12 protein-coding genes are annotated in these 19,969 nt (G+C 32.0%); 4 read left to right on the forward strand and 8 right to left on the reverse strand.

Annotation, left to right across the window (positions count from 1 at the left end; all coding sequences use genetic code 11):
* Positions 1-33: 33 nt before the first annotated feature.
* Entirely contained in the window at positions 34-1,812 is a 1,779-nt protein-coding gene (locus LNP22_RS17065; RefSeq protein ID WP_229974528.1) for an AMP-dependent synthetase/ligase, read from the forward strand.
* Between the two features lie 91 nt (positions 1,813-1,903).
* Here the strand turns inward: LNP22_RS17065 and LNP22_RS17070 are convergent, their stop codons facing one another.
* The 4 genes from LNP22_RS17070 to LNP22_RS17085 form a co-directional block, all read right to left on the reverse strand.
* A complete protein-coding gene (locus tag LNP22_RS17070; protein ID WP_229974529.1) occupies positions 1,904-6,976 on the reverse strand; it encodes a DUF4132 domain-containing protein in 5,073 nt (1,690 codons plus the stop codon).
* A gap of 164 nt (positions 6,977-7,140) precedes the next feature.
* Positions 7,141-7,575: a hypothetical protein gene (locus LNP22_RS17075; protein ID WP_229974530.1), complete on the reverse strand. Its 435-nt coding sequence runs from the start codon at positions 7,573-7,575 to the stop codon at positions 7,141-7,143.
* Positions 7,576-7,779: 204 nt separating this feature from the next.
* On the reverse strand, positions 7,780-9,750 hold the full coding sequence (locus tag LNP22_RS17080; RefSeq protein ID WP_229974531.1) for a hypothetical protein: 1,971 nt from the start codon (positions 9,748-9,750) through the stop codon (positions 7,780-7,782).
* 102 nt (positions 9,751-9,852) lie between these two features.
* Positions 9,853-11,127, reverse strand: coding sequence for a hypothetical protein (locus LNP22_RS17085; RefSeq protein WP_229974532.1), 1,275 nt, complete (start codon positions 11,125-11,127; stop codon positions 9,853-9,855).
* Between the two features lie 224 nt (positions 11,128-11,351).
* Between LNP22_RS17085 and LNP22_RS17090 the strand changes: the two genes are divergently transcribed.
* The 3 genes from LNP22_RS17090 (at position 11,352) to LNP22_RS17100 (ending at position 14,074) form a co-directional block, all read left to right on the forward strand.
* Positions 11,352-11,981, forward strand: coding sequence for a response regulator (locus LNP22_RS17090; protein WP_229974533.1), 630 nt, complete (start codon positions 11,352-11,354; stop codon positions 11,979-11,981).
* 5 nt (positions 11,982-11,986) lie between these two features.
* Positions 11,987-12,640 (forward strand): hypothetical protein, encoded by a 654-nt coding sequence (locus LNP22_RS17095; protein WP_229974534.1) that lies wholly within the window; start codon positions 11,987-11,989, stop codon positions 12,638-12,640.
* Between the two features lie 639 nt (positions 12,641-13,279).
* Positions 13,280-14,074 (forward strand): sensor histidine kinase, encoded by a 795-nt coding sequence (locus LNP22_RS17100; protein ID WP_229974535.1) that lies wholly within the window; start codon positions 13,280-13,282, stop codon positions 14,072-14,074.
* 107 nt (positions 14,075-14,181) lie between these two features.
* Here LNP22_RS17100 and LNP22_RS17105 read toward each other — a convergent pair whose 3' ends face one another.
* The 4 genes from LNP22_RS17105 to LNP22_RS17120 are packed head-to-tail and all read right to left on the reverse strand — an operon-like array spanning position 14,182 to position 19,727.
* On the reverse strand, positions 14,182-15,240 hold the full coding sequence (locus LNP22_RS17105; protein ID WP_229974536.1) for a nucleotidyltransferase domain-containing protein: 1,059 nt from the start codon (positions 15,238-15,240) through the stop codon (positions 14,182-14,184).
* A complete protein-coding gene (locus LNP22_RS17110; protein WP_229974537.1) occupies positions 15,241-17,085 on the reverse strand; it encodes a phosphotransferase in 1,845 nt (614 codons plus the stop codon).
* A complete protein-coding gene (locus LNP22_RS17115; RefSeq protein ID WP_229974538.1) occupies positions 17,082-18,959 on the reverse strand; it encodes a structural maintenance of chromosomes family protein in 1,878 nt (625 codons plus the stop codon). Before LNP22_RS17115 ends, LNP22_RS17110 begins: the two co-directional genes overlap by 4 nt.
* Before the next feature lie 21 nt (positions 18,960-18,980).
* Complete coding sequence (locus LNP22_RS17120) at positions 18,981-19,727, reverse strand: nucleotidyltransferase domain-containing protein (protein WP_229974539.1); 747 nt, start codon at positions 19,725-19,727, stop codon at positions 18,981-18,983.
* Positions 19,728-19,969: the final 242 nt, after the last annotated feature.

Genomic DNA, 19,969 nt, shown 5'->3' on the forward strand with positions numbered 1-19,969 from the left:
TTTAATTTGCGATAAAATTCAATATATCATACAATGGTTTCAATCACACGCCTTTTTGATTTTCCTTACTATCAACAAGAAAACTATAATACAGAAGTTGCCTTAGCCACCAAACAAAACGGTGTCTGGGAAAAGACTTCCAGCCAAGAATATATTGCAAAAGCAAATGCTGTTTCGAGAGCATTATTACGCATGGGCGTTCAGAAAGACGACAAAATAGCGTTGATCACTTCGAACAATCGTACCGAATGGAACATCATGGATATTGGTATTCTACAAACTGGTGCTCAAAATGTACCTATATACCCAACGATTTCTGAGGAAGATTACGAATACATATTAAACCATAGTGGCAGCATGTACTGCTTTGTTTCGGATGAGGAAGTGCTTCGCAAAGTAAATTTGATTAAAGCCAACGTGCCGACTCTGAAAGAAGTATATTCTTTTAATAAAATCGAAGACTGTAAACACTGGTCTGAATTACTGACTCTTGGCGAAGACGCCAGTAATCAAAGCGAAGTAGAAGCGAGAAAAAACAGTATTACCGCTGATGATTTGGCTACTATCATTTATACGTCTGGAACAACGGGCAGACCAAAAGGTGTGATGCTTTCGCACCGAAATATTGTTTCGAATGTATTGGACAGTGCACCAAGGATTCCGTTTGATGCGGGCAAAAGCACAGCGTTAAGCTTCTTACCTATCTGTCATATTTTTGAAAGAATGATTTTGTACCTCTATCAATATTATGGTGTGTCGGTTTATTTTGGAGAATCTATTGAAAAAATCAGTGATAACTTAAAAGAAGTTCGACCAACTGTGATTACCGCTGTACCACGACTTCTTGAAAAAGTTTACGATAGAATATACGCAAAAGGTTCTGAATTGACAGGTATTAAGAAAAAACTATTTTTCTGGGCTATTGATTTAGGTTTGCGATATGAGCCATACGGCGCCAATGGTGGCTGGTATGAATTTCAGTTGAAGATTGCGAGAAAACTTATTTTCAGTAAATGGAAAGAAGGTTTGGGAGGCAATCTTGATTTGATGGTTTCTGGAAGTGCTGCTTTACAGCCTCGTTTGGCGAGAGTTTTTGCTGCTGCCGAAATTCCGGTAATGGAAGGTTACGGTTTATCTGAAACTTCTCCCGTAATTGCTGTAAATGATATTCGAAACAAAGGTTTTAAAATTGGAACCGTAGGAAAAGTGATTCGCAACGTAGAAGTAAAAATTGCCGAAGATGGCGAAATCCTTTGCAAAGGCCCTAACGTAATGATGGGCTATTATAAAGATACCGAAAAAACAGCCGAAGCCATGCAAGGAGGTTATTTTCATACGGGAGATATTGGCGAAATCGACAGCGAAGGCTTCCTGAAAATTACCGACCGTAAAAAAGAAATGTTTAAGACTTCTGGCGGAAAATATATTGCGCCTCAGTTGATCGAAAACGCAATGAAACAATCTCGCTTTATTGAGCAAATTATGGTAATTGGTGACGGCGAAAAAATGCCAGCAGCTTTTATTCAGCCTAATTTTGAGTTTGTAAAAGAATGGGCGAAGATTCATAAGATAGCTTTAGGAAGTACCAACGCAGAAATTGCTGCAAATCCTGAAGTAGTAAAACGCATTGACAGCGAAGTAGAAACTATAAATGAGAAGTTTGGAAACTGGGAAAAAATAAAACGTTTTGAGCTCACTCCAGATGTTTGGTCTATAGACAGTGGCCAGCTCACTCCTACTCTTAAACTAAAACGTAAGATCATCAAAGAAATCTACAAAGATCTTTACGCCAAAATCTACGATCATAATTAATCAAAATAGTATATAACCACCAAAAGGCCTTCTTTCTGAGAAGGCCTTTTTTATTTCTATTTTAAAATTCCGTTTTAAAATCAACTATTTATTAAACATACGTTTTATCAATCTGACTTAAAATAGTTGGATCCTGAATTTCATCATCTTTTGCAAACAATAAAACTTTAGACATTACCTCAGCCGATTTCGGGTCATCATCTGCAAATGGAAGGAACAAACGGCCTCTGTGCTGCGAGTGAATTGGCAGTACCGATAAATATTTACCTGGAATTTGATGTACTACCGCACTTCCTAAATGAATACTATACTCGCCCATTTTTCCCTTTACAATGGCATGGTTTTCTTTGATCTCGACATTTTTGATTTTAAACAAGCGCAATGTTTCTCTCAATAAAACACCTCTCATTTCGATAGAAGAATGGCTCGCTTCTGGATCAACGCCTCCAACATGAGCAACACTTACTACCAAATCAATATCTCGCATTACTTCTGAGAAAATTCTCGGGTTTATGTCTTCAAATGCAATGTTTTTATAATCTTTTAGCGAATGAAACTCAATCGTTTCTAAAGTCGGACTTTCAACATCTGCTGGCGAGAACCAGTCGGCTAGCGCATACATTTTTACCTGATAACCTTCTTTATGGAAAACTTTCTGCAGTCCTTCCTCATAATCAACTTTCCATCCTCTGGTTTTTAATAGAGCCAAAGTTTGGTTGGGCTGTACCTGATGTCCGGCATAACGTCTTGAAATTGATTTCTCTTTTAATTCGTCTGGAGTTGGAACATATAATTCTCTGAAAACCTGCTTAAACGGCTGCTGTAATTTGTTATCGAAACAATAGCTTTGAAAATCTGTCCAGACATTATTTTTATGCAGATCGTAACAATGTGCAATTCTAAAAGTCTGATTTTCATTTAGTGAATTAACTTCGCCTAAAGCCGAAACCAGATTTCCGTCAATATAAAAACCAATTTTATCATCATTGGTAATGAAAACTAATTTTTCTAAATGTTTCGAAATAATTGGGTGCTCAAAAAGATGCTGCATTTCGGCATATAAAAATTCGTCCCCGCGAATCATGCTTTCTTCCAATCCTTTTCTTGAACGTGTCCATTGTTCGCGCATCGTTTTGCGGTAAGTCGTCAATTCCAGGATTGCTTTGTCTTTTTTATATTTCGGCGGAATCGCTTTTAACTCTTTATCTGCTTTAAAAGTAACCAGATCTGCTTTTCCTTCTTTATTAATTACCAGATTTACTTTTATATCATCTAAAACAACTTCGGTTTCTTTTGATAAAATATTCTGAATTTGTTTCGTTTCCATCGCCCAAGTCAAACGAACGGGATCTGGATAACCTGCATTTCTGGCTAAATTTTCTAACGCCACACGAATTGCCAAAGCTTCACTAGCCTGTTTCATCGAACCAAATTCTTTACTTTCTTTTTTAAACTGTTGCAAATATTCATAGCGCGCCAAAATATCTTTTTCCGGACTCGCTTTGCTTAAAGGAACCAATCCGTAAACTCGTAAATAATCCTGATCGCGTTTGTCTTTTACTTTGGCTATTACTTCCCTTATTTTTAAATCACCCGTAATCGTGTCTGCATACAAGCGCGCACGTCGGTGTCCGTTTCCATCGGTTACATATTTTGCCGATTCGTACAGCATTTCCCATTTGGCTTTGCCTAATTGTTTGTAAGCCGATACGAACCAGTTTTTATCAACCGCTCCATCTTTAAAATCCTGAAGATCGATAGATGAAAACTTAGCCATTTCACTTTCTAGTTCCGAATTTTCGGCACTGTAACTTGCTGTTTTCGTATGCGCATGAAACCACCAGATTCCTTCATCAAGACCTTTCCAGTTTAAATAATTGCTAATAAACTTCTGCCACTGCGGTGCATAAATAGCAGCCTGAATTAATCTTTCTTCAGAGATTTTGGCTTTTTTAATGGCCTCGTTAAAAATTTCCTGCGTGTCTGAATCCAGCGGATAACATCTTTTTAATAAATAACTAAACAGTTTCTGCTTCGTTAATTCGGTGTAGCTCCACGAATAAATATAGCCTTTGTATAAGCTTGATTTTCCGAGTGCCGTCAGCATTTCTACCAAACGATTGATGCCGAAAATCTTCTGGAAACTCTGAACCAAATGTGTAACCGATGTATTCGAATCGCCTCTTTTGACTTCAATATCCAAAAAGGTTTCGCGGATTTTAGCTATCATCGGAACCAAAAATGGAAATCTTTTGATTAAATCTTCACTTCCAAAATGTCTGTAATGTTTGGTTTCGCTGGTTAAAACAGAGATTCTTTCACTTTCTAAAACACCTTCGTACAATTCACCTTCGGTAATTAAATTTTGCTCAAAAGCCACGCAATACAAATAAATTGTTGGTTTAGTGTAAGGAATATTTCTTTCTAATCCGTTTAATTGTCGCCATCTGTATAGGTTCCAAATCTTATTATTTTGTTCTTCTGACAAATCATGGAAACTGATTGTATTCAGATAAATATCAAAAAAGCCTTGATTCTGCCAACCGTTTCCGTTATCTGAATTATAATAATATTCGTCTTTTGATGGTTTGTATTCAAATTCTAAAACAGATTTTGGAAGATCTGCATATAAGGTACTGCATGCGTCGATTAAAAAATCGACTTTTTCTTTAAAGGAATATTTAAGCTGTAAAGCATTTAAAATTTGCAAAATAGCATTGTCCCAATCGTAACCTCTTTTGTTTTGATGCGGCAGTAATTCTTTAAAATAAAAAACATGTTTTTCCAGAAAATCACGCCAAATTTTTCGGTCGCAATTGCTTATCAGCGTCATTAAAAACAAATCTTTTTCAGTTAATCCCGAATGCTCAAACCAGCCCGACCAAACTTCATATAAAGGATAATTTGTCGCTGCGATTTCAGAATCTTTGTCGTCTTTTAGATTTTTTACAGGCCTAAAACTATTGGCCAGTAAAACAGTCGATTTACTGTTGTCGTAGTTTTCGATTTCGTATTCGTAATTTTTGTTTTCTTCGTATAATTTATACAATTTAGAAATCTCCGATTGTATATGAGACATCGATTTGGAGAAACCGTATTGATGTTCTTTAATCGATTTTACATATAAAGAATCTGCTTGCGGTTTTGGCAGCGCATAAGGCGAAACTTCATTTGGAGTATAGAAACCAAATCCGTTTTCTGTACTTAAAATATTTTTCTTTTTTGAAGGCTCTAACTGCTCGATAAATTTGGTTTCTTTTTCGGTGATTTTCGGTCGAGCCGAATATACCGCAACCCAGTCATTTACTTTATCGGTAAGTTTAGCATTTTTTTGCAATTGCAACATCAAATCTAAAACGGACATGCGCTGCTCTAAATCACCTTTTTCTAACGTATTTTCTACAAAAGAAGTTATTTTTTGATCTTCTTGTTTTAATAAAATTGCGGTTAAGTTTTTCTTTAAATTAGAGTTTTTACGTTTGTATAATTCCTGAAAAATGTCCAGTTCCTCTTCAGTTAAACTCAAATTATTCAAAGTATTTATTGCCGAAGCTACCAAAGATTCCCCCCTGTCTTTTAAGATACGAAGGGCAAAATTTCGTTGAAAATCGTTTGGTTCTTTTTTACCTTTTCCGCCATTGCTTTTAAAGTTGTAAAAAGAATAACAATAATAATCACCCAAAATTTGTCGGGTTAGTTTTTCTCTTAGGCTGATGGCAAAACCTTCAAAATGATTTAGAATAATTTCTAATCTTTCGCTGTTATCGCCAATTAAATTTATAGCTGCCGAATATAATGCGTCTTTTTCAAACTTAGCATTTAACCATGAAAACACCTTTCCTTCAAAAGTCTTTTCTTTTTCGGTTATTGTCTGTGTGAGATTGTAAACTTTATTGAAGAAATTAGGATAATCTGTATTTTCAGCATAATATCTCGATTTGGCATTGGCTTCAAGCAAGGCATTTAATCTTGGAAGCGCAAATGCCAAAACCTGAAGATTTTCATCGTCTAGCGCTTTAAAATACAACGGCATTTCGATATAAGGATCGTTGGTTTCTCCTGCAAATTTCAAGGCAAGCGATTTCTTTTCGATCGAACCTTTCTCTAACAAATGATGCAGATACGGAACGGTTTTTTCGACATCAAAAACGCCTTGAACCCAAAGCGCCATATAAACTTCGTTGTTATTTTTACTCTGAATTCCCGCTAGAATCGTTTCCGGATTGGAGAAATATCCATACGCCAGATTGATGATATTTCGAACCGTAGTTTCTTTTTCAGAATCCCAGCCCAAACCTGTCCAAGTATCAATGCTGCGTACGACAGATGAAAAACGGGTCAATTTATTATCGATAATCACCTTTATCATATATTGCAAAGCGCCGATACTGGTTTCGTCCAGCGCTTCCAGAACCGTTTGACGTAAACCTTCCTGACGCTGAGCCGCCAACAAAAGTTTTTCTACCAGTTCCCAACTTTCTTTTTTCTCGCTGTTTAAAAGTGCTTTGATAATGTTGCGCGAAACTTTTCCTCTTGGGTCTTTGTTGAAAATAATATCTTCAAAAAGCTGAAATAAATTTTCTTTATTCAAATCTATAGCCGCCGACCAAAGCATGAACTGATTCGTAGAACTTGAAACTTCAGTATCAAAGCGAATTTGTTCCTCAATATTTAAATCATAATACACGCTATTGCTGTCGTGGTAATTATAAATATTTGGACCAGTAAGCAGGGAACGCAAAAAATTAACCTGATTGACAAGCAAGTATTTTTTATTGTTTGGCGCCCTGAACGAACGTCGCGTATAACCGCTCTGATACATTTTTTGAGGCAGTCGGTTCCAGGCCTCTTTTACATAAACAGCATTTTGTTCACCAAAAAAGTAAACCAAAAGATCGTAGTATTTTTTATCTTCCCACAAATCTTCTTTTACCCATTTTTCGAATTCGGTGCATTCTTTAGAACCCAAAGATATATAGGTGTTGTAATAATTGTCTTTTAGCTTTAAAAGTTGCAGACCAAACTCAGCTACTTCTTTTGTAAGCTTTGTTTTTAATAATAATTTCGAAACCAAATTGCTGTTTACAATTTCTTCCAGTTCCTTTTTAAATCTCTTAATTGGATTTTCAATTACCTTGTTTTTCAGAAGATCTTCTATCGTCATAATTTTATTTTATTTGTGAGATGTGAAATGATGTGTGTGAAATGCTGGTGTCTGTCTTTTAAAATGTGATATGCAACAGAATCAAAACTAATCATTGAATAATTATTTATCTGACTCTAATCTTCTTGCTTTTCACATTTTACAAAAAGCATTTTACAATTAGATTACCAATAACTTCCCGCCAAAAAAGTCAGCCTGATAAAAGTGATGGATTTGTTTTGGGATAAATCGATTTCATGGTTTAAAGATTCGAGTTGGTCATCTCCTTGAAAAAGAGCGTATAAACCATCTTCAAAAGCGACAATGGCATTTTCCTGTGCTTTGGCAATATCTACTTTGTTGTGGTTGTAAACTGCTCCAAAACCTACTTTTCCGGTATCGGTTAAAATGGGAAGGTAATTTTCTTTTGGAAGATGAATCGTATCTTCATCTTCCCATTCAAATGAAGAAGCATGAAATAGCTCGACCTGATGTTTTACAATTAATTCTAAGAAAGTACGAACAGAAACAACCGAATCGGAAGTATCTAAACTGATGCTTTTTTCCTGAAGTACAGGATGCTTTTTCCCTAACTGCTTGACGGATATGTTGATATTCATTTTTTACCGGCTTTTAATTGAACTTGTAAAATAATAAATTAAAAAATACGATTATACTGCGATAACTTATTTTAATGTTAAAAAATTACGCTGACAAGTTGAGAATAAAAGTAGTTTTTTATTTCAAAAAAATACCCCGCCAATTGGTATTTGCGGGGTTTGAGTTTTTTATTGGTCTAATTCTTCGTAGATTTTTATTAAATTTCAAGGTTTAAAATATGCAAATTGTAATGATTTGTTTTTCCAAAATATTAAAGATTTTTTTTCTTCTCCGTTTATTTTGAAAGTAATTGGTTTAAATGGTATTTCGATAGCATCAATACCATAATTGCCACTTACTTTTCCGAGTAGTAATAGCTCGTGCTCGGGTGCTAATTTAACCATACCTAAAAATTTGCCCGCACCAATACCTATTGTAGCCAAGTTTAATAAATTACTTATAGGACATTTTAATTGGAATTCTGGGTCTAAAAGCAAACTATGTAATGGACTAGGATTTATTGATGCATTATATCGAACTTTGTCTACTTCTATATTTAAAAATAAATCTTCTCCTTCTTGTCTTGGAGTGATCGATATTTTTGAGTTAACTTCTGGAATATCTATATTTATAGTACTGGAAATCTTTTTATCGTAGTTGGTAAAGCAAAAAAAGATATTCCCTAAATCAATTGGTTTTAATTCCAAATTAGCTTTTAATTTTGCGTCAACCCCACCAGAATATTGTAGCATGATTTCTGAAAGGTCTGAGTTAAAATTAAAAGAGTTAAGATTAATAGTTGCTTTTCCACTTCCTGACACATCCCCTTTAAATCTCCCTAAAGCTAAAAGACCAGTAGTTTCTCTCCAAATATTACATGCACCTACTTTTGCTTCATTTTCTACTTGATGCGCAATGCGAGCAGTTTCACGAGCAATTTGCCATGCGACTCTTTCCGCTTCTACTCTAATTCTACAAGCTCGCCTTGTTGCAGCACATACAGGGTCTTCCACTCTTACTCTTCTGCAAACTGGACAGATACCAACTGTTATCCTACGCATACAATCCCAATTACAACTGTCTCCATTAAAATTAGGATAATTAAAATCAGTTCTTACTTTTTGACAATCAATATATGCTTTTTTTACCTCTAATTTTTCATTGAATGTCGCGTCAGGAATAATGAAATTTTGTTTCAAAATTATTTGCTTAGACAATGTCTCATTTAAAATATTTGAAATTTCTGATTTGCTAATATTTGTAACAGCTAAATGTTTTGTATCAATCGGTTCAAAAATGCTTATCCATGTACTATCATACTTTTCATTGAATGTATTAAATATCTTTGTCAATTCTAAATTAGTTTTCTCAGTAATTGCCGGAGTAGTTAATGTATCCATTGTTGGTTTATCTTTCATCAATTGAATCATTACTGAAATGCCATCAGATTTTATACGAATGCAAGATTTCTTAATAAATCGAGTTGCTTTTAATGAGTCAGCTATAACTTCTGTATTTGGGTCTTTAAAGATTTTTTTGAGACTCACTTTGTAAGTCTCCCCCCAACCAGTATAGATTACTGTTGGTTTTTTTAAAAAAGCCCCATTTAAATTTTCAATGTAGTTTTTAAGAATTGGAGAAATTAATTTTGCTAAAGTTTCTTTTGGTAATTTTGTTTTTTTTGTAAACTTTATGCTCTTTACTTTTAATGAATTTACTGCGCTTCTTAAATATAAGGAATCTGATTTAGTAGAAACTGCAGTCAAACCGTTTAAATATCCTTTGATTTCTATGCTTTCTTTGGGGATTTTAATTTTTGCATTTTCATTTAAAATTTTAATTTCTACATCATTTTTGGGAATAAGAATTGAAAAATCAGCTCCAATAAGAATACCTTGCCTGTCCAAAGATACTTTTGGTTCAATATTTTGAATTATAATGTTTTCATCATCGATTGATTCTGCTTCATTTTTAATTTCTGTAGGTAAATATTTTAGGATAATATCTTTATTAATATTTATTCCTACGTGTGGTTCAAAGTCCGATATTTCTAAAAGGTTTCTTTCAATAGATGTATATTGTTGATCAATTGTAGAAAGTGGAGGAAATTGATTATTTATAGCCGTTTTTAGAGGTTTGCAACTTGTAAATACAATTGCAGCTACAAATATCGAAAGGTATTTAGTGTATTTCATAAAAATTGATTTTGATGATTCGAAATTGTCCGTGTTGTTTTTAAAACTTATTTACAACGAACTGCTTGGCAGTATTTTTAATTGTAAGGTCGTTTGCAGTACCTAATTTTCTTCAATTCCTTTATCCAAACTTATTTTCTTAACTTTAGATAAATTGTAAGTTATTCCGAAAAATTTCCCAAATTTGAATTGGCTTTGTGTAGGTATAGTTCCGGAGTCACCCAAGTTGTAAGAGCTACCAACTTGATATCCATCAGCAATTCTATCAACTTTTCCCATAGAAATACCTGCCGAAAAAATAATACGTTCCTGCTTTCCTAATATGGCCCCAAACCCCAGAAGTACTTGTAACTTCTGATTTTGAGTTATTACTGCACCAAAATTAAGGGTTGGAACCACCCACGAATTCATTCGGACATAAGTGTTAATTGTAGAACCAAATGCCATATCATAGTCTCCACTATTTTTTAGCATGATGATTTTATTACCTGAAGTTGCCGGATCGTCTCTTTTATCATACTCATCATCATAAAGTGATGTGAAAAATATTCCGGCACTAACATCTATTTTTAAACCTCCTTTGATCCATATATTGTAAGGTGTTGGTGCGAAACTAAGATCTTCGTCTTTCGTTTCTTTATCAAATCGGTGTAGCGTGAATTCTAAAACATCGATGTTTTTACCTTGGATATCGATTGGTAAAGTATAAATATCTAAATTGATAGTGTAGAATTTTTGTATAATTGATTCAATACTTTTCTCAGATTTTTCTTTTGTTTCAAGTAAGTTTTTTTGCGTATCTGAGTAAATAGAACTATTATCTTCAATATTTTGTAAATCATTTAATAAACTATAAATCTTGCCTAATTGTATTTTTGAATTATCTAAAAATTCTTTCCTTTTAACATTGTAATCATCTTCAACAAGCTTGCTTTTTTGCTTTAAAATTTCATAAAAATTTTCTACTTGAAAGTTTAAACTATCTATACTTTTAATCACATTTTCGTTTTCTTTGATAATTCTTTTTATAGAATCATTCAGAAGAACTAGTTCTGGAATTTCATTATTTACTAGTACTTTTATTCCTTCAATAATACTATCTAGCTTTTTTTTGTCATTAAAAAAAGAAAGCTCTTTCGTGTCAATTTTATAAGTGTGCTTTAAAGGATTCCAATTTATTAATTTAATAGCGACTACATCTCTAGATCTTACAGAAAGCCATTTACTGCTATCTAAAGCGGTAGATAATGAATCTGTATAAATCGTAATACTTTTTTTGTGTGGCTTCCCTAAATCGACTTCTATGACTTTGGTTGCGACCTGGCTATAACCAATAAATCCAAAAAATAAATAAAGGATAAATAATGTTGTTTTCATGATTTCTATATTTTTAGTTGATTTCCCAAATGTATTTACAGAACTACATATCAATCAATTACCCGTTTGGGTGATATTTATTTTTTGCATTTCTCCTGTTTTTTTTTTGTAAGTTTATTCAATATTTAACATTTGTCTTTTCTATGTTAATTTCAAATATCACCCAAAAGGGTAATTGCGCTCAATGGGCTTATTACTCAACTTTGTAATGAAAATATAACACCATGAAAATAAGAGTTGCTATAGTAGAGGATGATAAAAATTACAGTCAGGCGCTGAAGAATATCATCGACTTTCAAAATAATATGGAATGTGTAGCTCAATTTTTTAATGGTAAAAATGCTTTGCAAAAATTGGAAGCCCTCGAACCAGACGTGGTTTTAATGGACATTCAACTGCAGGATTTATCGGGTATTGATATTGTTTTTAAACTAACAGAGTTAATGCCCAGCACTACTTTCGTAATGTGTACCAGTTTTGAAAATGACGAAAAAATCTTTTCTGCCTTGCGTGCCGGCGCGAGTGGTTATCTTGTAAAAGGAGATCCTTTGGACAAAATCATTCAGGCAATTCTGGAAGCACATAAAGGTGGCGCCCCAATGAGTTTTGCTATTGCCAAGCGTATTTTACAGCATTTTCAGGAATCAAAAGTACAAGTACAAAGTTTAGCATTACTTACGGTAACCGAAAAAGAAGTGCTGGAATTACTGGCGCAAGGACTTCTCTACAAAGAAATTGCCGATAAAAAAAGTGTCACCATTGACACCATTAAAAAACACATTGGCAACATTTACAGAAAATTACAGGTAAGCAACAAAATTGAAGCAATTAACAAGTTTAACATTAAAAACTAGAAATTATGGAATTAGAAAAATTACAAGACAAAGGAATTGAAAATTTTATCTTTAAAAAAAAGATTAAACAAGAAGAAGAAAAACTTTTTATTATGAGGTATCAAGTTTTAACAAAAAGCATTAATGGATTAACTGAGAGCTTTATCGTTAACTTTCAAAGGCTAAAAGAATTACTTCTGGAAAATGGTAGCAAAAGTTATTGTAATTTCTATTATATCCAAAACGATAATATGTTGAATCTGGGTTTGTCTTTTTCAGATAATGGCGAAGAACCTATTCAAGAATCTGATGCATTGTATATTTTACAAAACGAACTCTTTATTACAACAGATTACGCAAATTTTAACAAATTAATAAATACTTTTAAAAATGACATCGGAAAGAATATAAAAGCTAAGACTAAACTTGAGACGAATATGATTTCATATGATTTTGAAAATGTCGATTATTACTTAAAAACATTGGATTTTCACTTTCCTGTTAGTTTCTTAAAATTCAACATGTTCCAATATCGTTCTACTAATTTAAATGATGAGATCTTAATGAATTTTGAAGGCAAAAATAATAAAATTTCTTTCTGCGTACATGCTATATTTAGCAATACTGATAAACTATTCGGTGAAAGTAACGGTTACGATTTAGGAAATCTAATGCCTTAATATGAATAGTATTTACGAAATAATATTACTTATAACACTAGTAAAATCAATAGTTTTGGTTAGAAAGTTCAGTCTTTCCAGCCAAAACTATTTGTTCATATACCTTCTTATTACTTTTTTGGTAGAAGTACTTTCGTGGATCATTCTTTTAATAAATAAAGATTCTAAATTTAGTTTTCAATATACTGTATATTGTATATTCTGCATACTATTTTTCTGGTTTCATTATTCCAGACAATGCCATAAAAAACTAAGAAAAAAAGTCAATATATTATCTGTTATTCTCATAGTTTATGTTTTAGTATTCCCTGGCTTTTTGGGAGAAGACTTAGTTTCAAGATTAGTCATTGCTTTACCTATTTTTTATATCTTATATTCGATGCTATGGTTTTATCAAAAAGTAGCTTTCCCATCCAAAGACAAAATTACGGATGATCCTAATTTTTGGATTTCAACCGCTTTACTTCTTTGGAGTTGTTTCTTTATTTTTAGAGTAATTCCGAGATATTTTTTTGATACTACAGATAAAGATTTTTTAATTTTATTGAGAGAATTGGTATATATCATAAATAGTATAATGTATCTTTTATTTTTCAAAGCTTTGATGAAATACGAAATCCTTGCAAAAAATCTAAATAAATGAGCCCGCTTCCACAAGAAATAAAACTCACTTACATTATTGCCATCATAGTGATGTTCATTTTTGTCTGTTTCATTATTATGGTGGTGTTTATTTACAATAAAAAGCAACTGATTCAGCAGCAAGAAGATCAAATACGGGAAAGCGAATTCAAAAATCAATTGCTACAGAAAGAATTAGAACGGCAAAAAGCGATTCAGTTAGAAAGAGAACGTATCTCACAAGATATGCACGATGATTTAGGCGCGGGAATTTCGGCTATAAAACTTCAGGCTGAGTTTTTAAAATATAAAATGCCTAAGGAAAATTATTCCGAAGATTTAGAAGCGATTATCACTACTTCTGAAGATATGAATTTGGCCATGCGGGAAATTCTCTGGAGTTTGAATTCTCAAAATGATACTATTGGCAATTTTATAGAATATACCGGCTTGTATGTGAAACGCTTTTTGAACAAAACCACAATTAATACACAATTGGATTCGAACGTTCTTGAAAAAGAAACCAACTTATCTGTAAAAGCAAGACGAAACCTTTTTTTAGTGGTTAAAGAAGCCATTCATAATGTCTACAAACACAGTCAGGCAACTAACATACTTATCCAATTTGAGCAAACCGATACTTCTTTTAAAATTGCTGTAATTGATGACGGCATTGGATTATCAGATACTATTCAAAAAGGAAATGGTTTAACCAATATGTCTTTGCGAATGGATAGTATAAAAGGAACTTTTAAGATTGTTCCTGTTCAAAAAGGTACTTGTTTGTTGTTTGTCTGTCCATTACAGTATTAATATTCAGATTTTTTATTTGATACGATCAAAATTAAGATAATTAAACAAAACTTATAATCAACTTATTTACACCAACGGATATTTTAAGCATTCAAAAGGCGCTTTTTTTATTGGTACAATTCTTCCCGAATACTTATTAAGGTCTGAATAGCTTTTGCCTCATCTGGTTTTTCGGGAAGCGTCGATGTTTCATAATGATTTTCGATTGAAGCAATTAAATTATCTGCCATTTCTAGTAAGTCATCGTATTCTTTGTTTCCGGCTTTGATGTCGAGTAATTCCTCACGATTGGCAACTCTGATATTTAATGTTCCCGTAGCGAGAATTTGCGCTGCGGTTTGCAACAACCGAATGGTGTGCATCATGTTTTTGCTGTCGTAATTCTTGCCGTGTTGCTGGTTGGTATTGTATCGGTCTTCATTTCGCTTCTCGATCCAGCTCCAGTATTCGGTGTATTCTTTGCAATATTTAGAATAACCGTCTTGGTTGCACGACAAATACCCGATTGGCTCTTCGTTTTTAGGAACAGACGAAACCGAAACTTCGTTGGAGTTTTCTTTTTGAATGATTCCTTTGTAACCTAACGTTTTATTAGAATCGTAGAACAAAGCAAACATTCCCTTAGAATTGGGCAAATTAACCAAACCGCATTGCGCTTGATTAAAGTTGTTTTCTGCCAAAAAACTATGAACTCCGACTGTTTCGTACCCTTTTAGAACATAACAAAAATCTAAAAGGCTTTTCTTTTCCTTTGGTATTGGGTTTACAATCTTCTTGTTTAAACCTCTCGACTTCTTGATTTGCGTTACGGCATAACCCGCAAAAGAATCTTTGCAGAGTTTAGATAGAAAATCTTCAATCTTTAAACGCTTCATTATAGGATGTTGGTACAGAATACAATCTTCTGGCGAAGCCAAAATCTCTAAGATATTAGGATTGTTTTTTAGCAACAATTCTACAAAACGACCCAACTCATAATACACCTCATCGTTGGTATCGTTACTGATTTGCGGAATATAATCTAACCCAAAGAACTTTTCTTTTGGCAGATAATAAACCCCTTTGATATCGGTATCTGATGTTGGCGTATTTAAACCAAAAGATTTACTGCCCGAAATGACTTCGAAAAGGATTAGGTTTTTGGATTTTAGGAGTTGGATGTTCATCTATAATTTTAATTTTTCAACAATAAATTCTCCCAATTTTTTTGTAGAATGATATGCATAAAGTTGATTCATATTAGGATACCTGATCTGTCTGATTGTCATGAAATATAATGAAATATAATATTCGATATTATCTGATGTTTGTCCTGAAAAGTCTCTAAGAGAATTGTGCCTAATTGTATTTATCATAGATAAAAATTCAATAACTTCTTTTCTTTTAGTACTAACAAAATTATAACTTAAATCAAATGTTCTTTCAGACAAAAGTTCTTTTTCAATTTCTATCAATTCATTACTTTCTAAATAAAAAGGAAAATGTTTAAATTTTAAAGAACATTCCAAAGATGTATAATCTAAAATTGAATGTCTCTTATTCGTAAATCCAAAATCAATTAAATAAATATTCTTTTCATCATCGACAAAAAAGTTATCAGTATGTAAGTCTCCATGACATACCGTTTCTTTATAAGTAATAGTATAATTGGAAATCTTATCAAAAACATCTAAAATAGCGTTGCTCTTATTTTCATCATTTAGTATGTATTTTAAAGTATTTTCTATTTTGTCTTTGCTAACAAAATCAATATATAAATCTCCAACTTTACCTGTTTTCAACTCATTAAAATCTTCTCTCCATTTATTAAAAGCTTCATTTTCACTGAATAGATTTGTAATAATATTTTTTTTACTTTCAATGTCACAATACGGAGTTTCAGCTTTCTTTAATATCTCATCAAATGAATAAGAAACTTTACTATTTTCAGAAATTGCATAATTATAAAGTATACCCTCGTAATGCAAAGTCTTCTCATAAGTTGCGTCTGTATAACTTAAAAAGCCTTTTCTACCCTTTATAAATTCACTAAAATTATCTTTTTCTTCTTTTATTTTACCATCGCTAATAAATCCATACTTTATTATATAAATTTTGTCGTTCTCAAAATTGTTAGTCTTTTTAGGTCTAATTTCTAGTACTTTTGAACCACTAAAACCGCCACTCAGAATTTTATAAAAAATCAATGGTGATTTAAAATCTGCACATAACTTTTTAATAATTTTTTCCTCCTCAAAATTTATTCTTCCATTAGATATATAAGTTGATAGAACTACATCTATTTCATCAATAAAATCATCTCTACGATTAGTATTTTCACATAAAAGATTTTCTTTCTTTTCAGTTATAGAATGGTAATAAAAATCTTGAAAATTATTTATAAATTTTTTGATACTTGTCATAATATTTTTCAACCCATCTTTATTATTCATTTTTGACATTAACAGAAAGATGCATAAATAATTTTTATCCGAGTCTAGATTCAATTCCACTGATGTATTAAATTCTATAAAGTCACATTCATATCCATTAAATTGATTACCTACTCTTCCCTTTAATGGTGTAACGTGATAATTATTTTCGTAAAAAAAAATTAATTTATATCCAAGATCACGTGAATTAATTAATTCTGTTATGAAATAACCTTTATAATTTACAAAATAATCTTTTAATTCAACTTTAACTTTCTCAAATAGGTCTTCAAATGATGTAATAGATTTATTTGTTTCTTTAGCATCATTCTCTAACTCCTCAATTATTATTTCATTTTTTTCATCATCTGTTAAAACTGAAAACTCTTCAAGATTAATATTACTTTCATAACCACTTTCAAATCCTAATTCTAGAAATAATTCAACAAAATCATGAAATTTATGTTTTTCTTCATCTGGTATAGTTTTTAACTCAAATGAAATGTATTCAGTAATCGATGTATTTACAGAATTATTTAAAAAAGCTTGTGCTTTTAATGAATTCAATAATTCTAATTTATTGGCTTCATTGTAACTCATAATTTATATTTTTCTTTTCTGGTTTTGAACGCTTTTTCTCCACCCTCCAAAATTTTTAAAATATCATCTTTAACTCCATCCACATTTCCTTCTACTATTTTTTTAGATCTTTTGTTTTCATAATTCAAAAATAAATTATACTCTGAATCCGAAAGAACAGGAATATTTGGATTATGTGTAATAAATACTAATTGCCTATTTTCCTTTTGATCTCTAATAATATTATGAATCTTTTCACTTATATACTTGTTATCTAAATTATCCTCTGGTTGGTCAATGATTAAAGGATTATTTGAAACAGCAAATATTATTGGTAATACTGTTGTACACCTTTGCCCCATAGATAATTCATCAGAATTTTTGTAATTTTCTCTTTGTGTATCTCCTTCAATTTTTAATTTAAAATCTGGCAAATCATCACAGTAAGTACTTTCTATTTTATAAATTTCTTCAGTATCGTATAAAGCATTAATTAAAGCTATAGATCTATATTCATCAATTCCTGAAATTACTTTTAAGGTTTCAACATCTTTTTCTTGTATTATTCTTGCAAAATGATCAGGCTTAAATGTCTCTACTATTTTATTTACTAGTTCGTTATATTTTAAACCTGAGCCTTTTAATGCATCTCTTAATCTTTCTTCGAACTCATAGACAATTCCTGAAAATTTCAAAGTAATTTTTACGTCTCCAGCAAGAATAGTATTAATTTCCTGTACGGCAGATAGCCTTAAAGAGAAAATATCATTTTTAACTTCATTAAATTTATCAATCATAAATTTTCTTTCATCAATAAATCTTTTTCTCTTTAATTCGCGCTCAACTACTTCTAATTCTAATGTTTCTTTATCTTTTAATCTATTTGTCAAAACATTGTATTTATTAAAATAATCTCTATTCTTATCAAATTTTTGCTTCAAAGTAACAAATTCAGCTTGTTGATATTCATGAGCTTTTTCAACTTCACCATAATTTTCATTCAATAATTGTGAGTTTGACTTTAACAATTGATTAATTTCTCTCAATTTATCAATAACTGACTTGTTATTAGATTGGATTACTTTAACGTTCTTTAAGATTAGATCTTTATTAAAAAAATTTTCAACGTTTAGAATTGCACTTTCAAAATTTTCTTCCAGATCATCTCTAAATAAAACAAGCTGATTTTGAAGATCACTATAAAGAGATGTTGCTTTGATAAAAAATCTTTTTTCATCAGTTCTCTTTTTTTCATTAAAATCAGCATTTTCAAATTCTAATTTCTCATCTGGTTGAATATCAATAGGCTCACTATTTCTAAACTCTTTCAATTCTTCCTCAATATTTTCATATTGTAATAAAGAATCTTTAATTTGGTTGATTCTAAAATTAGATATTTTAATGTCTTGTGCATTCGCATCTAAATCAATCTGTATCTTTCTAATTACTTTTATAAATTCATATATACTATCCTTAATTTTTTTATCGATCAAATAAAGTCTGTCTGTTGCTGACCTTCCTATTTCCTCTATCTGGTTTGTTTCATAAAAGTCACATTCAATCTCATCAAATATTCTAGCTATAGCAATATAATCTTGATTAGGCAATTTATAAGGTTGAGGCTCTTCATTAAATGTTTTTACAATCCTAAATAAAGAACCATCTTCAGATTCAATTTCTATAATAATCTCGCCCATGCCTAAATTACTTTTCAAAATATCATTTATCTTGCCTTTTTGTGAGTCTATACTCAATGCTGACTTTAAAAAATAAAGTATACTAGACTTACCAGTGCCTCTGCCTCCCATAATACAATTCATCTTTTCGCTAAAATGAATTTTTAAATTCTCAAAAAAAGGAGAATTTTTTATTTCAATTGATTTTATATTTTTCATAATACTATTTTTATAATCTATTTAATTTATTTCTCCCCTAAAAAACATATCCAACTCATCATTCATCTTCTTACCACTTCCCAAAGTACTTGCATGTTCCTGATTAAACTTTACGGTTTCCAATAAAAAATCAGTTATCAAGGCCTCTTTTGGGTGCAAATACTTTTCGTCTTTGATGGCTTTTATGGCCAATAACTCTTTTACTTTGGCTTGTACGGGCAAGGGCGCTATGGGCAACAAATCGGCAAAAGCAACAAGCGGAAACGTATTGTTTGCTATAATCCACTTGCCTGCCAAAGCGGTGCGTAAGGCGTAGCAATAACTTTTTAGTTTTACTTCTTGCATTTCGCACACCTCCATAAAATTCTTTGTTGTTCCTAAGTAGTGATGCAGCGTCGCTATGGGCGAAAAACATCCTACGGCTAACTCCTGCATTTGTTGTACAAAGGTTTCGTCTTGGTAATACACCACTGGCGAGAACAACCACTCTATCAAAGGTGCGTTGGATTTTGCTAACAATCTTACGGTTTTCCGTAAGTCCCAACCAGAACCGTCAAGATCGTCTTCGGTCATAAACTCGATTACGTCGGGTTGCTCCCAAAGCGACAAATAATACTCTGGCGGGTGTTGGTATATAAAACGGATATCATAATCGCTGTCTGGCGAGGCAAATCCCCAGGCACGACTTCCCGATTCTACCGCTAACAGTATTTTGACATTCTTGCTTTCTTCTATTTCTTTTAATTTTGCTAGTATCTTTTCTTTCATGATGGTTGTCAAATATAATTAAACAAAAAGCCTTTAAACCCAGTACAAATACCTGTTTTAAAACCAAAAACCAGTATTGTACCACTAAAATACTGGTTCGTACAGGTTCAGCAACCTATTGTTGGTATTGTATCGAGAAGTTTTTAGGCTTTATACTCCTTCGTTTAGGTTCTAAGGTGAAGTGTTTCGGTTGTTTACCTAAACGTTTAGGTCGGGAACCCAAAATTTTAGCGATTGTACCA

This window comes from Flavobacterium flavipigmentatum, from assembly GCF_020911905.1.
GTDB lineage: Bacteria > Bacteroidota > Bacteroidia > Flavobacteriales > Flavobacteriaceae > Flavobacterium > Flavobacterium flavipigmentatum.

Coding starts and splice junctions, on each gene's coding strand:
- LNP22_RS17080 (WP_229974531.1), bottom strand. CDS start 9,750: ATGAAATACACTAAATACCTTTCGATATTTGTAGCTGCAATTGTATTT.
- LNP22_RS17115 (WP_229974538.1), bottom strand. CDS start 18,959: ATGAAAAATATAAAATCAATTGAAATAAAAAATTCTCCTTTTTTTGAG.
- LNP22_RS17095 (WP_229974534.1), top strand. CDS start 11,987: ATGGAATTAGAAAAATTACAAGACAAAGGAATTGAAAATTTTATCTTT.
- LNP22_RS17120 (WP_229974539.1), bottom strand. CDS start 19,727: ATGAAAGAAAAGATACTAGCAAAATTAAAAGAAATAGAAGAAAGCAAG.
- LNP22_RS17085 (WP_229974532.1), bottom strand. CDS start 11,127: ATGAAAACAACATTATTTATCCTTTATTTATTTTTTGGATTTATTGGT.
- LNP22_RS17110 (WP_229974537.1), bottom strand. CDS start 17,085: ATGAGTTACAATGAAGCCAATAAATTAGAATTATTGAATTCATTAAAA.
- LNP22_RS17105 (WP_229974536.1), bottom strand. CDS start 15,240: ATGAACATCCAACTCCTAAAATCCAAAAACCTAATCCTTTTCGAAGTC.
- LNP22_RS17090 (WP_229974533.1), top strand. CDS start 11,352: ATGAAAATAAGAGTTGCTATAGTAGAGGATGATAAAAATTACAGTCAG.
- LNP22_RS17070 (WP_229974529.1), bottom strand. CDS start 6,976: ATGACGATAGAAGATCTTCTGAAAAACAAGGTAATTGAAAATCCAATT.
- LNP22_RS17065 (WP_229974528.1), top strand. CDS start 34: ATGGTTTCAATCACACGCCTTTTTGATTTTCCTTACTATCAACAAGAA.
- LNP22_RS17075 (WP_229974530.1), bottom strand. CDS start 7,575: ATGAATATCAACATATCCGTCAAGCAGTTAGGGAAAAAGCATCCTGTA.
- LNP22_RS17100 (WP_229974535.1), top strand. CDS start 13,280: ATGAGCCCGCTTCCACAAGAAATAAAACTCACTTACATTATTGCCATC.